Raw genomic sequence first — 16,287 nt, 5'->3', positions numbered from 1 at the left:
TATGAACAGGAACGTATTTGTATATCTGGTTTTTTTAACTCTAGGGTTTTCATCATGTGAAACGGAGGCAGAGTTGTACCCCACAAATTTGGATGAGGATAGGGTTGCTTCACAGATAGATTTTTCCAATTCCGATGTTAAAAGGTTGTACACCGATTTTAATATGGGGATTTTGTTTGAATACAATCAGATTCTGGATTTTGCTTATGCAGCTTCGTCGGATTCTGAGGCCGCCCAATGGGGAAGTGTTGAAATTCCCCAAGTAAGTACACTGTTTGATAATGATGAAACTGGTATTGTTCCATCTGAAAATCAAGATGATTATCAAACATATAAAAATGCCGTGGTTGATTTATTGGATGATAATCTATTTAAATACTTTAAGCCCAATACTGCCATAGCACAATTAATGCCCTACAAGGTATTGGTAAGCCACTCAATTTTCACATCGAGAAATGTACCAGGAGAAGCGTCAAATGTCATCATCGAGACAGAATCGCGTTTCAGCAGTGAAGCAACAAACGAACTTCGTACCGTATATAATGACCATTCAATTGTTTTTTCAGTCAATTTAGATGACATAAGTGATGTGGAAAAGTTTGCTAAGGACAACTTCTACATACTTTTATGCAGAATCATCGGGATGCACAACCTTTACGACCAAATTCCTAATGAATTTTATGGTGTTAAAAGTAATTACTATGGTCTAGAAATAGAACCAGTTTACAGGGACGAAGAAGGTATTGACGAAGAAAAATTGGTTTTTGTCATCGACAAAGATTGGTTTTATGAAAAAGGATTTATTGATTCAAAATATTTTTTCGATTCTGAAATAGGAACCATTTACCAATATTATGATGAAGATGGGAATTATCTTGGGGTTATTGGGCGCATTACACACTTAAAGGCTATTGCACCAGATGATGAATTTGTTAATAGTAAAGAAAAAGACGTGCGAGCTTACTTAACTGAGATGATACATAGGGATGCTGATGAAATTCTGGCTTATCCTCAAGTGGTAAGAGACAATATGAAAATTTTATTGGATGTGCTTACAGATTGGGGCATTGATATTTTATCACTCAATCCCGATTTGGAAGTATTAAATTAAAATCAAAAATGTATGAAAAAGGATTTTATCTATAGCATTATAATTGGCTTCAGTTTGTTGCTCATGTTTCAAGCTTGTCAAGAAGATCCCATATTCCCAGATCCTGGTTTTGAGATTGAAGATCAGCGTGTAGAAGTAAGACGAGATACGGCTGACCATTACGACATCAATATGAAAATGGATGTCCCCAATGGCGTGAATGAAATTTTGCTATTGAACGCTTTGGATTATAATACATTGGAAACTATTGATGGTTATACAAACCAATCAAAATTTGATTTCACATACTCGGTAGATTTAACACCTTTTGAAAAAGACACAGTGCTTAATTACATCATTAAGGTTACTGATAATGACCTAAGAACTTTTAACCGAGGAATAAGAATTTCGGTTAAAGGGTTTTCTTTTCCAGAGGTTAAGTTGGTAGGAGGTAATAATGTGGCTGTAGCCGCTCCCGCATATTTGTTAAAAGGAACCATTTCTACAGGGTTAAACACCATAAACACGGTTCAAGTTATTTTTCAAGGCGAAGTACAATATAGTTTTGAAGCTGGCCCTAATGATGAACTCTACGAAATGCCATTGGAAGCTTTGGTGTTCTTAGGAAATTTGGAACCCGGAGAAGTATACCCAATCCAGATTATAGTAACTGATAATATGGGACAGGAATCTACCACCATTGTGAATGTGCGTAAAAGTACTTCAATTAAAAAACCAAACAGGATACTCTATACCAACCGCTTAGATGTTCAAACAGAGATTTTAATTGAGTACAATGATGACGAGAATATAACATCGTTTGGCATAAATTTTCCAAGTGGTGTAATTTATCTTGCTAGGTTTGAGTATAATGAGCTTAATATGGTTTCAAAATATATATATAGAAATATTGCTTCTGACGGCGCTTTTGATCGCGATGCCATTCACTTCTTTAACTACATTGAGGGCACAAAACAGTTAATAGATATAGAAAGGCAGGATTTAGGGTACGACGAAGCTGGAAACCTCATTTCTGAAAGTTCTCTAACCAAGGAGGCCAGTGAGTTTGTATACGAGGGTGCTACTACAAAAGTACTTTCTTTCAGAAGAAGCTCTACCTGTAGCAATATTTATTATAGCGATCCTTTTGGACTGGGAGAGAATATTTTTGGGGAATATTTCCAGACAAACAGTTATATGGGCAGTAATACAGTTAGAAGACAACACAGGGAGGATTATGATCCTGTGCTCATTCCAACATATCAAGAAAATTTACCACCATTTCATGATGCAGTAAGTTCCGTTATGTTTACTGTATTTCAAGATATTTTGTACAATAAGTACATGATGACTAAAACAGTACCGACAGACCCAACCTACGATGGTTCTTATTTGTATCAACCTAGTTTCAGTTATGAAACAGATGAAGACGGAAATATATCACTTATTACAAAACTGCTTACAGATGGGGCTTTTGGCTATAAAGGTGAAACCGAAACGTATGCTTTCTTCTATAATTAGCAACAATAGATTAAACTGTTCAAAAAAGCTGTTATTCATCATAATAGCTTTTTTGTTTTATAATGTCACCCCAAACTTAAAAAATTACGTCTTATTAATATAAACCTTTTTTGAAGCCTATAAAAAATGAGATTCCTCCATTTAAACTTAGACAATCATTTCATGAAAAAAAATCTACTTGTGCTATTGGTACTGATGTTTGCAAACATTATTAGTTCAAGTGCACAAGGCATCGAGTTTCAACACATTTCACTTGAAGAAGCCCTTGCTAAAGCCAAAGCCGAGAACAAATTGGTTTTTATTGATTTCTATACCGTTTGGTGTGGCCCCTGCAAAGCCATGGCAAAGAAAATATTTCCGTTGCCCGAGGTTGGTGAGGTTTACAATCAAGGTTATATAAACATCAAATTGGATGCAGAAAAAGAAGGGCTGGCCGACGCAAAAAAATATCAAGTAACAAGCTACCCCACATATTTGTATTTAAATGCTGATGGAAATGTGGTCTATAAAGAAACGGGTATGAAACCGGCAGAAGATTTTATTCAATTGGGGAAAGATGCCTTAAAATCTGTTGACAGCGAATATAGTTTAGAGCGTTTGCAAGCCGATTTTCCCAACAAACAAAACGATGCCGATTTCCTTAAAATCTATTTCAATAAAATGTTGGAATACGGCCAAAACCCTGCCTATGGTATTGATGCTTGGTTAAAAGTACAAACCGAAATTGAGGAGGCCGATGTAGATATGATGGAGTTTTTGTTGAAATATCAAAATTATATTTTAATGGACTCCAAAGGTGAAGAAATTCTTCTGGCCAATTTTGATGAGTATATGGATATTGCCACCCAAAAGGAAGAAAAGGATTTAGAGCGGTTTAAAATATTAACCGTTCAAAACACTAAAAATTTAGCCTACGATACCAAAAATGCGGAGTTATGGCTCGCTTTTATGGAGCGTTTTCAAACCTTGCCGGAGCACGTTCAGAAAAAGGGCAACCTTCTAGAGTATAAAATGATTTATTATTCCATGATAAAAGACGATATAGCCTATAAAAATGTTGTAGAACAATATGTTGACAGTTTAATGAAGGCCAACGTTGTAAGTGAAATTAAAACAGATGACGAGAAGTCTTACCAACAGCGTATTAAAGCTCTTGACGGTAATAACTCTCCAGATGCCGAGCGCTTAAGGGAAGCCTATAAAAATGGAATAACAGGTGGTAGAATTGTAAAAGACCTACATGAAAAAGGCAGTGCTTACCTTCATCGAATTAACAGCAAAAACGATTACAAAACCCTTGAAAACTGGATAGATTACGGTTATCAATTCGGTTCAAGCGCCTATTATATGGATAACCTCATGGCCGATATGTATTATCAAAAGGGAAAAACTAAAAAGGCAATTGCCTTAAAGCAACAAGCTGTGGATAATTGGCCTGAGTATGACAAAAAAAGGGTGAGTAGGGTTTACGAGTTAGAGCAAATGCAGAAAGGTGAGGAAATTTAAAGTATTAAAAGTTAAAAGTAGGTTCATGTTACATAAAATAATAATCGGGTTTTGCTTAACTATATTGCCTTTTTTTGGAGCATCGCAAGGCATCAATTTTGAAAACGGAAGTTTTCAGCAGGCCTTCAATAAAGCAAAAAAAGAAAATAAGGTGTTGTTTGTAGATGGGTACGCCGATTGGTGTGCACCATGTAAAAAAATGGCAAAAACTGTTTTCATGGAAGACGAAGTGGGCGCTTATTTCAATGAGCATTTTGTGTCTTACAAATTGAATATTGAAAAAGGTAACGGACCAAAACTAAAGGAAAAATATGGTATTCAGGGGCTACCGAGCTATGTTTTTATAGATACGAATGATGAGGTGGTTTATAGATCGTCAAGTGCTATGCCTGCTGATGAGTTTCTGAATGAAGCAAAGGCGGCTATGGCTTCAGCTAATAACCCTAATAGTGTAGCACGTTTATCTGAACTTTATAATAAAAATAAAGAAGACGAAACTTTATTGGCAAAGTACTTAGATAAGTTATTAGAAATAAAAACGGATAAAAACTACACAGATATTCTGGAACAGTATTTAAAAGTTCAAAATAATATTGCCGATTCAAGTCAGGCTATGGTGAACTTATTAGCAAATCATCATAAGCAAATTGTTTATGGAGGTGAGGCAGATCGTATTATTAACGAAAATTTAAAAACCAAATCTTGGAAAAAGTATGTTAGAAAAGATATTAGAGAAATCTATCAATCCATTCCCAAAAGTATGGTGAAAACATCTACCGAATATGCCATTATTAAACGTGATACAACATTAATAGAGTTAACTTTGAAAAGAGCACCGGAAACTGGGATTACAGTGGATAATGCGCAAAAAAAGCGAATTTATGCTTACTACTATTTGAATACTAAACAGGGAGAAAAATATAAAGCCTTAATGCATGATGACATTGTTAATTATGTGGCTGAAATTGATCAAGAAAGTTTGAGAATCTACTATCAGGAATGGTTGGTTAGAAAAGCTGAGGGAGATTCAAAAGCCCAAAGAGAAAGACCTTTTTCTCTTCGCAAGAGTGCAGAAATTTACGGTATGGTTAAAGATTATGTGACTTTCGCAAATACTGAAGCGGAGAAAAAGGAAGTGTTGTCTTGGATGGAAGTGGCCTATTACATTCGTCCCAATTCAGCTGAAAACACAAGCAATTATGCGAACATTCTTTATTTGATTGGTGACAAAAACCAGGCTATTGAGCTTAAGGAAGAAGCCTATGGTCTGGGCCAAAAGGAAGGTTTAAAAAGGCTTTCAACCATCAAAAGAGATTTAGACTTAATGAAAGCTGGTGACGATATTTTGTTTTAACATTCTAAATTTTACTTGATTTTCATGTATAGGTTTTAGATGCGTAAAATTTAAAACAATTACCCTAGTGTTTAATTTAAAAAAGTTTAAACGAATTCATATTATAATCTGAATAAATCAGGTAAACCATTAACTTAATTATTATGAGGCATTTTTTAAAACCATTTTTTATAGTATTAATACTTATAGCAACTACTGTACATGGTCAGGAATTATACAAAAATAATATCCATAAATACAAAGTAGCATTAAAGGTTGAGGCTGGGAAGTTGATCGATAAAGGTAATGTTGTGTCGGGAGATTCGCTAAATACAATGTTTAAAGAAAAAGGTTATAACTCAATCGATGTTAACCTTAAATCCATGAAAAAGAAAAAACTAAGCCCAGGAAAGATATATGATTTAGTCTCAGAAGCAGCGGTAATTGTTTCTCCTGCCGGACGATCTGATGAGGTAAATGAGGAAGGAGAAAAATCTAAGAAAGTTAATACTTATCCAGCATCGGGGTATATAATAGATTCAGAAGGTATTGTTGTAACTAACTATCATGTGGTAAGTGGTTTTGTATACCGTAAGAATACCAAGGCCCGAGATGTTTTGGTAGTTATGATGAAAGATGGCACTATTTTTCCGGTGAAAAAAGTGTTATCGGCAGATAAAAATAACGATTTAGCGATTTTAAAAATTGACCCTAAAGGAGTTGAGCTTCCAGCATTAAGTGTGGCAACAAAAGATGCCGAAATTGGGGATCTAGCATATATAGTAAGCCATCCAAAAGGATATTTTTATGCTTTTTCTTCAGGTATGGTTACCGATAAATTTTGTGAACTTAAAATTGGGGGATATAGAAATATTATGGCGATATCAGCCGATTTCGCTGCTGGATCAAGTGGTGCAGCTATTATTGATCAGTTTGGTAATGTAATGGGAACAGTTACTTATACTAAAACCTTGCAACACTCAGATGATGCTGATAAAACTCAAATGGTATTGAAGGCTACAATTCCTGCTTCCAGTCTTTTAAAATTAATTAAGGAAGGCAATTAAAAAGTTGAAATTATTTGTAGAAAATAAAAGTAAACGGCTTAGCAAAAAGAATATATTGCCAAATTATTTGCCATATTTAGCATTTTGTCCCTCTTCTCTTGTGTTAAGGCGTCTTATATATGTATGACAATGATTGTCTTTTCCATTAGTGATATATTTTAAAATTGAATTTTAACATTTTATTAATAGGGGTAAAGTTTAAATAGAACATCTAGATATGTAAAGACTATGCTTTTAGTTTTATTCATATTTGAATTAGTCACTCTATATATGAAGAGAAATCAAGAGGAGGGCTGGACAAAGCGGTCCTCTTTTATTAAAAGTATCTTAAATAAAATGATACCGACAGTTAAAAATTTATTTTTACCCATTAAACAATTAATTCAATGAAACGTATTCTTGTTTTTACATGTTCTTTTTTTGTCGCAATAGCCTTAAATGGTCAGGCGCAAAAGCTTAATTATGAAGATTTATTGCCCACAGACACAACCATAAAAAAGGGTGTATTGCCCAACGGAATGACCTATTATATTAAAAGTACCGATGTGGTTAAAGGGGCAGCAAGTTATTATATCATTCAAAATGTGGGCTCTATTTTAGAGAACGAAGACCAGCAGGGTTTAGCTCATTTTTTGGAGCATATGGCTTTTAATGGTACTGAAAGTTTCCCTGGAAAAGGTATTTTAAACACACTTCAAAAGCACGGGGCTGTATTTGGAAAGGATATTAATGCATATACCAGTTTTGATGAAACGGTTTACAACCTAAACAATATTCCAACTAAAGATAATTTGATTGATACCTGTTTAACAGTTTTGCGTGATTGGTCCAATTATTTATTGTTAACCGATGAAGAAATTGACGCAGAACGAGGTGTAATAAAGGAAGAATGGCGTTCGGGTCAAAGTGGGCAAAGACGATTATGGAAAATTTCAATGCCCATTTCGTATAATCACTCCAAATATGCCAACAGAATGCCCATTGGGTTAATGTCTGTTGTTGAAGGCTTTGAATATAAGGCGCTCCGTGATTTTTATCACGATTGGTATCGAACCGATTTGCAGGCTATTGCTGTAATTGGTGATATAGATGAGGAAGAAGTAGAACAAAAAATAAAGGATAAATTCTCAAATATTCCAGCCGTTGAAAATCCTAAGGAACGTTACATTGTTGACATACCCGAAAACACCAAAATGGGTTTCAGTTTGGGTACAGACCCCGAAGTGTCCTCAGCATCCATAAATTTTGGCATTCGCCACAAAAAATCTTTGGAAAATGAAACTATAGCGGATTTAAAACGTAGTTTATTACAGTCTATGGCAACCAGCATGTTATCATCTAGGGTTTCGGAGATTGCCCTAAAGCCAGAAGCCACGTTTTTGGCTGGTAGAATTGGTTTCACAGGTTTATCAAGAACATCAAACTATTTGTATGTTTCAGTTTATCCTAAACCAAATCAGCAAAAGGAGGCCTTTAAAGAGGTGATGACCGAAGTGCAACGAGCCGTTAAGTTTGGTTTTATTCAGGCTGAACTCGATAGGGCCATTGCCAATTTAAAGACGTCTTATGAAAACGAAATTGCCAAAAATGATGATAAAAATCACGGGCAAATAGAACGAGCGATTCAAAACAATTTCTTGGAAAATCGTACCATAACAGATATTGAAAAAGAATATGAGATTGCGAAAGAAATTTTCGCCAATATCACCCTCGAGGAATTGCACAGCACTTTATTGAAGCTTTACACAGAAAACAACAGATTTTTAAATGTTACAGGGGTTGAAGGGCAAGATAACTTAACCGAGGAACAAGCAAAGGAAATCATTCAAGCTATAGAGAACGATGAGGCCTTGCAACCTTATACAGAATCTTTGGCAGGTAAAACTTTAGTGTCAGATTTAAACATTGTACCAGGTTCAATCGTAAAATCAGTGCACGACAAGGTGGTTGGTTCAACCACATTTACACTGAGCAATGGTGTGAAAGTGCATTATAAATTTGTGGACAAAGAAAAGGATAAAGTGGCCATGCAGGCCATGAGTTACGGAGGTATATCACTTTTAAGTGATGATGATTTACCATCAGCTAATTTGGTTGGAAGTTTGGTGCAAATGTCCGGTTTAGGCGATTTTAGTGCAACGGATTTAAAAAAGGTTTTAGCAGGAAAAACTGCAAGCGTTAGAATAGGTTTGGATGAGATAGGAGAATCACTTTCTGGTGGTTCAAACACCAAAGATGTTGAAACCATGTTGCAAATGGCACATGTGTATTTTGTAAAACCACGCTTTGATACTGATGCTTTCAAGGTTTTGGAAAGTAATATAGATAGTTATTTAATCAGAAGAAGTAAAAACATCAATGAGCAAATGCGCGATAGTTTGGTTGTTGCATTGTATGGTAAAAACAATCCAAAGGAACGTATTTTCAATCAAGATTATGCCGAAGAAATTTCATTTGAAAAAATAAAAGCCATATATCAAGATAGATTCGCCGATGTTTCCGATTTTGAATTTTTCATTGTTGGTGATGTATCAGAAGAGCAATTAAAGCCATTGTTAGAGCAATATATAGCAAGCATACCAACAAAAGCCAAAAAAGAGAATTATAAAGACAATGGTGCCGAATGGATTGCAAACAATATGGATAAAGATATTTATCTAACGATGGAAGACCCGAAAGCTCGAGTTGATATTGCCTATAAAAAAGAGATGCCATTCTCTAGAAAAAATGTAATTTACACAGGAGTTTTGGGAGATATTTTGCAGTTACGCATTAATGAAACTGTGAGGGAATCTGAAGGTGGTGCGTATAGTCCATACGCAGGGGCAAGTTTTAGTAGGGAGCCAAAATCGATGGCTTATGTGTCTTTTAGGTTTGATTGTAATCCGGATATGGCCGATAAATTGGCAGATATTGTGAACGGTGAATTGAAAAAAATAGCTGATGGCATAATCAATGATGACGATTTAAATAAAACACGAACAAACTTTTTAAAGGAACGTGAACAAGCTGAAGATAAAAATGGGTTTGATATGCAGTTGCTTACAAGGTATTTCAGATTTGGTGAGAACTTGAATGACCCCAAAAACTTTGAGAACATTGTAAGCAAAATGACAAAAAAAGATGTTCAGAATATTGCGAAGCAGGTGCTTGAAGGCGGAAAATCGTATGAAATAATCTTTAAACCAAAACAAAAAGTTTAAAAATAATTAACTTCAAAAAATGAAAAAATTAATTTTAGTTATAGCCTTAATCACAACTTTTGTTGGTCAGGCACAAATATTGGAACCCGTAAAGTGGACTACCTCTGTAAATAAAATTTCAGATTCAGAGTACGAACTTGTTGCAACAGCTACAATTGATTCGGGTTGGCACTTGTATTCACAAGATGTACCCGAAGATGGACCTATTCCAACAAGTTTTAGCTACCAAGGAAGCACCGATTATTTAAAAAAGGGAAATACCTCTGAAGAAGAAGGACATACGATTGATGACCCCATTTTTGAAATGAAAATCAAGTATTTTGAAACTAAAGCCGATTTCAAACAACGTATAAAACTTAAATCAAAGTTGCCATTTATAATTAATGGTTCAGTGGAATTTATGGTGTGTGATAACAGCAGATGCTTACCGCCTACGGAAGTCGATTTGAAGTTCAACGTAGAATAAATTAGAACAGCACGTAATGAAGAAGTTTCTTTTTGTACTCGCAGCATTTATATTTTCGGTTAACGCCATTGCGCAAGTATTTGAGCCCGTAAAGTGGTCAACCGATGTTGAAAAAATCTCAGATACAGAATACAACTTAATTTCTAAAGCCACAATTGATAAAGGGTGGCATTTATATTCACAAGATGTACCAGAAGGTGGGCCAATTGCAACATCTTTTATTTATGATGACAGTGAAGGCACATTCAAAATCGTTGGCAATACAACGGAAGATGAGGGGCACACCGTCAACGACCCCGTGTTTGAAATGGAGATTAAATTCTTTGAAGGAACTGCTGTTTTCAAACAAAAAATTAAAGTTAAGGAAACCATTGAAATTATTAACGGATTTGTAGAGTTTATGGTTTGTGATGATACAAGATGCTTGCCCCCAACGGATGTTGATTTGGTTTTTAAAGTTTCAAATAATTCAGGAGCGAATGTGACTGAAACAGTAAGTGCGACAGAGGATTCTGGGAATTCCAACGAACCACAATCAAAAAGAGGTTTGTGGTCTATTTTTATTGTAGCTTTTTTATCAGGATTTGCAGCACTGTTAACACCTTGTGTTTTCCCAATGATACCGATGACAGTTAGCTTTTTTACCAAGCAAAGTAAAAATAAGGCTATTGGTATAAAAAATGCCATTATTTATGGAGTTTGCATCATAGTTATTTATGTGCTTCTGGGAACGGCAGTAACAGCAATTTTTGGAGCAGATGCCCTGAATGCTATGGCGTCAAACCCTTGGTTTAATCTGGTGTTCTTCTTGTTGTTGGTGATTTTTGCAGTGTCATTTTTAGGAGCTTTTGAAATTATGTTGCCAAATTCTTGGGCGAATAAAGTAGACCGCCAAGCAGATAGAGGTGGGTTGATAGGTATTTTCTTCATGGCATTGGCGCTGGCCATTGTATCTTTCTCGTGTACAGGGCCTATTGTTGGAACTTTATTGGTGGAAGCTGCTTCAAAAGGAGGGCTGGCACCAATTATCGGTATGTTTGGCTTTTCTTTAGCCATTGCGTTGCCATTTGCTTTATTTGCGGCATTCCCTGGATGGTTAAATTCACTTCCTAAATCAGGTGGTTGGTTAAACACGGTTAAAGTTGTGCTCGGATTTTTGGAACTGGCACTGGCATTTAAATTTTTATCAAATGCCGATTATGTATTGCAATTACATTTGCTTGAAAGAGAGGTTTTTATTGCTATTTGGATTGCCATTTTTGGAGTGTTGGCGTTTTACCTTTTTGGTAAAATTCAATTGCCACATGATTCACCATTGAGCCATATTTCGGTAGGAAGGTTGAGTTTAGGGTTGCTTACATTAGCCTTTACCATTTATATGATTCCAGGACTTTGGGGTGCACCACTCAACCTGATTAGTGCTTTTCCTCCTCCACATGATTATAGTGAGTCTCCATACGGGGTTGGCTCAACAAAGGCTGCAGGAGCATCAATTTCCAATGCCCACGAAGGTTTGCCAGAAGGAGCACATTTGATGGCGCCACATAACATAATGGCTTTCAGAGATTATGAAACAGGTTTGGCCTATGCTAAAAAAGTGGGTAAACCCGTAATGATAGATTTTACAGGGTACACGTGTGTAAATTGTAGAAAAATGGAACAAAATGTTTGGGTGAAGCCAAAAATATTGGACGTTCTAAAGAACGATGTCGTATTGATATCTCTTTATGTTGATGACCCTAAAGCTTTACCAGAAGACGAAATAAGGGAATATACTCTAAAACCTGGAAAGTATTGGAAGGACTATGGAGATAAATGGGGGGATTTGCAAGCATCTCGATATAATGCCAATTCCCAGCCTTTTTACGTTTTAATGGACCATAATGAGGAAAACTTGATAGATCCGGCAGCCTACACGCCTGATGTTGATGAATATTATGATTGGCTGACGGAAGGTATTTCAAAATTTAAGTAAAACAAGGAACGATGAGCGTTACTGAAAATTCTTTGAAAAAGTCGAATCCTTGGGAAACAAAAACTTCCAAACATGATTTGGAAGCCTATTTTGAACCTTTTCGAAAAAATGTTGTTGGATTGGATTTGAGCTTCGAATCGCCTTACGGAAAACAGAAAATCATATATGCTGATTGGACAGCAAGTGGCCGCTTATATCGTCCCATAGAAGAAAAGCTCTTAAATGAAATAGGTCCCTTTGTTGCGAACACCCATACTGAAACGTCTATTACAGGCAGCGTTATGACACATGCCTACCATGATGCCAGAAACATCATCAAAAAGCATGTTAATGCATCAAAGGATGATGTTTTAATTACCGTTGGTACTGGTATGACGGGAGCTATAAATAAGTTTCAGCGCATTTTGGGCATTAAGCTTAATGAAAACCTAAAAGACCATACCGAAGTTCCCGAAGAAAAGAGACCGGTGATTTTTGTGTCTCACATGGAGCACCATTCAAACCAAACGTCATGGATTGAAACTATCGCTAAAGTTGTGGTCATTCCGTCGAATAGTGAAGGTTTGCCCTGCTTGGATAGTTTAAAGAATTTGCTTGAGGAACACAGTCAAATACCTATAAAAATTGCTGCGATAACCGGTTGTTCCAATGTTACCGGAATTAGAACAAATTATCATGAGGTTGCAAAAATCATGCATCAAAATAACGGTTTGTGTTTTGTTGATTTTGCATGTTCGGCTCCTTATGTGGAAATAAATATGCATCCAGAAAACGAAGAAGAATATTTGGATGCCATTACCTTTTCGCCCCATAAATTTTTAGGTGGTCCGGGTACATCTGGCGTATTGATTTTTAATAAAAAATTATATAAAAACTTAGTGCCGGACAATCCAGGAGGTGGCACGGTAAATTATACCAATCCTTGGGGTGACCATGATTATATTGACGATATTGAAACTCGTGAAGACGGAGGAACACCAGGTTTTTTACAAGCTATTAGAATAGCACTTTCCATTAAATTGAAAGAAGAAATGGGCGTGCAGAATATTTTGGATAGGGAACATGAATTGGTTTCCATTATTTTTGATAGATTATCGAAAATAAATAACTTGAAGATTCTAGCCCCAGACCACAAAGATAGGCTGGGGGTCATTTCTTTTTATATTGAAGAAGCACATTATAACTTGGTGGTGAAGTTACTTAACGACAGGTTTGGTATACAGACCAGAGGTGGTTGTTCCTGTGCGGGTACATATGGGCATTATTTGTTGAATGTGGATCAAATAACCTCAAAATCCATAGAGAAAAAAATATTGGAAGGTTGCCTCATTGAGCGTCCGGGTTGGATACGCATGTCCATTCACCCCACAATGACCAATAGCGAAGTACGATTTATTTGCGATGCCATTAATCAAGTAGCTGAAAACTTCAAAGAATGGGAAAACGATTATACTTATAATTCGGCCAAGAATGAGTTTGTGCACAACAGTAACAAATCTATTGAATCTGAAATTACCCAAAGTTGGTTCAATTCCGGCAATTCTTAAATAGTTATTTTATGATAGGCATGAAGAACCTGTTTTTTGTTTTCATCTTTAGTATACTGTTTTCATGTAATACGCAACCTGAAAATGAGGCGTTATTAGTTGAAGGCGTTTCGGCAGAATTGGCAACCTTTAGAAAAAAGCAAGTTTCTGATGTTATTTATAATTTATCATTCCACATTCCCTTAAAAAAAGAAGAATCCATTGCTTCAAAACTTGAGTTGAATGTGAATTTATCCAATAATAAGAATCATTTAATCTTAGACTTTAACGAGGACAAATCGCATATAAAACATGTACAGGCTAATGACGATAGCATTCCAATAAACCATCAAAAGGAGCATTTAATTATTGATAAAAAGTATTTGAAAGAAGGAGAGAATACAGTTTCCGTTTTATTTGATGCCGGGGAAAAATCGCTTAATAGAAACGAAGATTATTTGTATACTTTGTTGGTTCCCGATAGGGCGAGTACACTGTTTCCATGTTTTGACCAGCCCGATATTAAGGCTAAGTATGTGTTGGATATTACGGTACCAAAATCTTGGAAGGTTTTAAGCGGCGCACCTTTAGCCCAAAAGGAAGAGCAGGCTGATTTTACAAAGTATATTTATGGCGTTTCAGACAAGATGAGTACCTACCTATTTTCATTTGTGGCGGGTGAATTTCAAGAAGTAGCCAAGAAGCCTGATAGCATGGAAATGAATTTATTATATAGGGAAAATGACCAAGCTAAAATTGATGCAAGCATTGATGAAATTTTTAAGCTGCATCAAGAGTCGGTCGATTTTTTAGAAGATTATACCCGATATAATTTTCCGTTCCAAAAGATGGATTTCGCCTCAATTCCGGGGTTTCAATACGGGGGAATGGAGCATGTGGGAGCAATTCAATACCGAGAATCTTCACTTTTTTTAGATGAAAGTGCCACACAAGAAAGTCTTTTGAATAGGGCAAAATTGATTGCCCACGAAACTTCGCATATGTGGTTTGGAGATTTGGTGACCATGAAATGGTTTGATGATGTTTGGCTAAAAGAAGTGTTTGCCAACTTTATGGCCGATAAAATAGTAAATGGTTCTTTCCCAGAAATAAATCACGATTTACGTTTTTTAACGTCCCATTACCCAAGTGCTTACAGTGAAGACCGAACTCGGGGAGCAACACCAATTCGTCAAAAACTGGATAATTTAAAAAATGCGGGTACACTTTATGGCAACATTATCTATCATAAGGCACCAATTATGATGCGTCAACTTGAAGCTATTATGGGTAATGGTTCATTCAAAAAAGGCATGCGCAATTACATTAAAACTTATGCTAACGATAATGCCGATTGGAATGATTTGATGGACTTATTAAACAATGAAACGCCCATTGACTTAAAACAATGGAGTGAGGTTTGGGTAAACCAACCAGGGCGACCGATAATTTCGGATAGTATTAGTTACAAGAACGGTAAAATCGAAAATTTTGAAATCTATCAAAAAGCGGAAGATGGGATTGATAAACTATGGGCACAGGCGTTCAGTTTAGGGTTTGTTTATCCAGATTCCGTGCACACAGTTTCCGTTGAAATAAAAGATAAAAAAACAATTTTAAACAAATTTGTTGGCATGGCCAAACCTTTAGCCATCGTCTATAATTATGATGGTTTAGGTTATGGCGTCTTTCCTGTTGATCTTTCCAATTTAAGTATTTCTAACATTAAAGATGATCTAGCCCGTGGTTACGCATACATTAATTTATACGAAAATATGCTGAACGGAACTATCTCTCCAATGGTAGCACTCAATGAATTTATTAATGGATTTAAAGTTGAAGATGAGGACCTAATTGTTAATCTGATATCAGGTAGAATAGGAAGCACTTTTTGGAAATATTTGTCAAATGAACAGCGTGATGAAATGCAACAATCTTTGGAGGTCATTTTAAAGGAACGTTTATCTGAAAACCTGAGCCCGAGCATTAAGAAAACAGTGTTCTATTTATATCAAAGTATAGCCTATTCTGAAACAGGAAAGGATTTTTTATATGATATATGGAATAAAACCACAACCATAGATAGTCTAAAACTAAATGAAAACGATTATACAGGTTTGGCAGGTACTTTGGCTATTTATAAACATGAGAAAGCTGACGAAATTTTAAATAAGGCCAAGGAAGATATTACAAACGCTGACAGAAAAAAACGTTTTGAATTTTTGCTTCCTACACTGTCAAACGATGAATTGGTACGCGATGATTTTGTGAAATCACTTTCAAAACCAGAAAATAGGGAAAAGGAATCTTGGGTTTTATCGGCCTTAAGTAATATTAATCATCCGTTGCGACAAGATTCAGCTAAAAAACATTTAAGGTTTTATCTGGATTTGGTTGAGGAAATACAACTAACGGGCGACATCTTTTTTCCGAAAGGTTGGCTAGATGTTACCATTGGTTATTACACTTCCGGAGAGGCAAATCAAGTGCTCAAAGAATTTTTGAACGATAATCCAGATTTTAGCCCAGTTCTTAAAAATAAACTTTTGCAATCTACAGATGGTTTATATCGTGTTCAGGAATTATGGGAAATGTGATTT

The 16,287-nt window shown here is 35.8% G+C and carries 10 protein-coding genes; all 10 read left to right on the top strand.

Annotated elements, in window-relative coordinates; translation table 11 throughout:
• Position 1 precedes the first annotated feature (1 nt).
• The 10 genes from WJN01_RS00420 to WJN01_RS00375 all read left to right on the top strand — a co-directional run bounded on the left by WJN01_RS00420 (position 2) and on the right by WJN01_RS00375 (position 16,284).
• Positions 2–1,111, top strand: coding sequence for a hypothetical protein (locus tag WJN01_RS00420; protein ID WP_445195200.1), 1,110 nt, complete (start codon positions 2–4; stop codon positions 1,109–1,111).
• A gap of 12 nt (positions 1,112–1,123) precedes the next feature.
• Positions 1,124–2,611 carry a hypothetical protein gene (locus tag WJN01_RS00415; protein WP_445195199.1) on the top strand — a complete coding sequence of 496 codons (1,488 nt, stop codon included), beginning with the start codon at positions 1,124–1,126 and terminating at the stop codon, positions 2,609–2,611.
• Positions 2,612–2,773: 162 nt separating this feature from the next.
• The gene (locus WJN01_RS00410) at positions 2,774–4,117 is read left to right on the top strand and encodes a thioredoxin family protein (RefSeq protein WP_445195198.1); all 1,344 of its coding nucleotides are present in this window, start codon (positions 2,774–2,776) and stop codon (positions 4,115–4,117) included.
• A gap of 25 nt (positions 4,118–4,142) precedes the next feature.
• Entirely contained in the window at positions 4,143–5,471 is a 1,329-nt protein-coding gene (locus WJN01_RS00405) for a thioredoxin family protein (RefSeq protein ID WP_445195197.1), read from the top strand.
• 143 nt (positions 5,472–5,614) lie between these two features.
• Positions 5,615–6,517: a S1 family peptidase gene (locus tag WJN01_RS00400; protein WP_445195196.1), complete on the top strand. Its 903-nt coding sequence runs from the start codon at positions 5,615–5,617 to the stop codon at positions 6,515–6,517.
• 386 nt (positions 6,518–6,903) lie between these two features.
• Positions 6,904–9,720 carry a M16 family metallopeptidase gene (locus WJN01_RS00395; RefSeq protein WP_445195195.1) on the top strand — a complete coding sequence of 939 codons (2,817 nt, stop codon included), beginning with the start codon at positions 6,904–6,906 and terminating at the stop codon, positions 9,718–9,720.
• 19 nt (positions 9,721–9,739) lie between these two features.
• Positions 9,740–10,186: a protein-disulfide reductase DsbD domain-containing protein gene (locus WJN01_RS00390; RefSeq protein ID WP_445195194.1), complete on the top strand. Its 447-nt coding sequence runs from the start codon at positions 9,740–9,742 to the stop codon at positions 10,184–10,186.
• 16 nt (positions 10,187–10,202) lie between these two features.
• On the top strand, positions 10,203–12,161 hold the full coding sequence (locus WJN01_RS00385) for a protein-disulfide reductase DsbD family protein (RefSeq protein WP_445195193.1): 1,959 nt from the start codon (positions 10,203–10,205) through the stop codon (positions 12,159–12,161).
• A gap of 11 nt (positions 12,162–12,172) precedes the next feature.
• Positions 12,173–13,708, top strand: coding sequence for an aminotransferase class V-fold PLP-dependent enzyme (locus tag WJN01_RS00380; RefSeq protein WP_445195192.1), 1,536 nt, complete (start codon positions 12,173–12,175; stop codon positions 13,706–13,708).
• A gap of 11 nt (positions 13,709–13,719) precedes the next feature.
• Positions 13,720–16,284 (top strand): M1 family metallopeptidase, encoded by a 2,565-nt coding sequence (locus WJN01_RS00375; RefSeq protein WP_445195191.1) that lies wholly within the window; start codon positions 13,720–13,722, stop codon positions 16,282–16,284.
• Positions 16,285–16,287: the final 3 nt, after the last annotated feature.

Origin of the sequence: Tamlana sedimenti (assembly GCF_038148895.1) — a bacterium.
Lineage (GTDB): Bacteria > Bacteroidota > Bacteroidia > Flavobacteriales > Flavobacteriaceae > Tamlana.
This window is presented reverse-complemented; position numbering and strand designations above follow the sequence as displayed.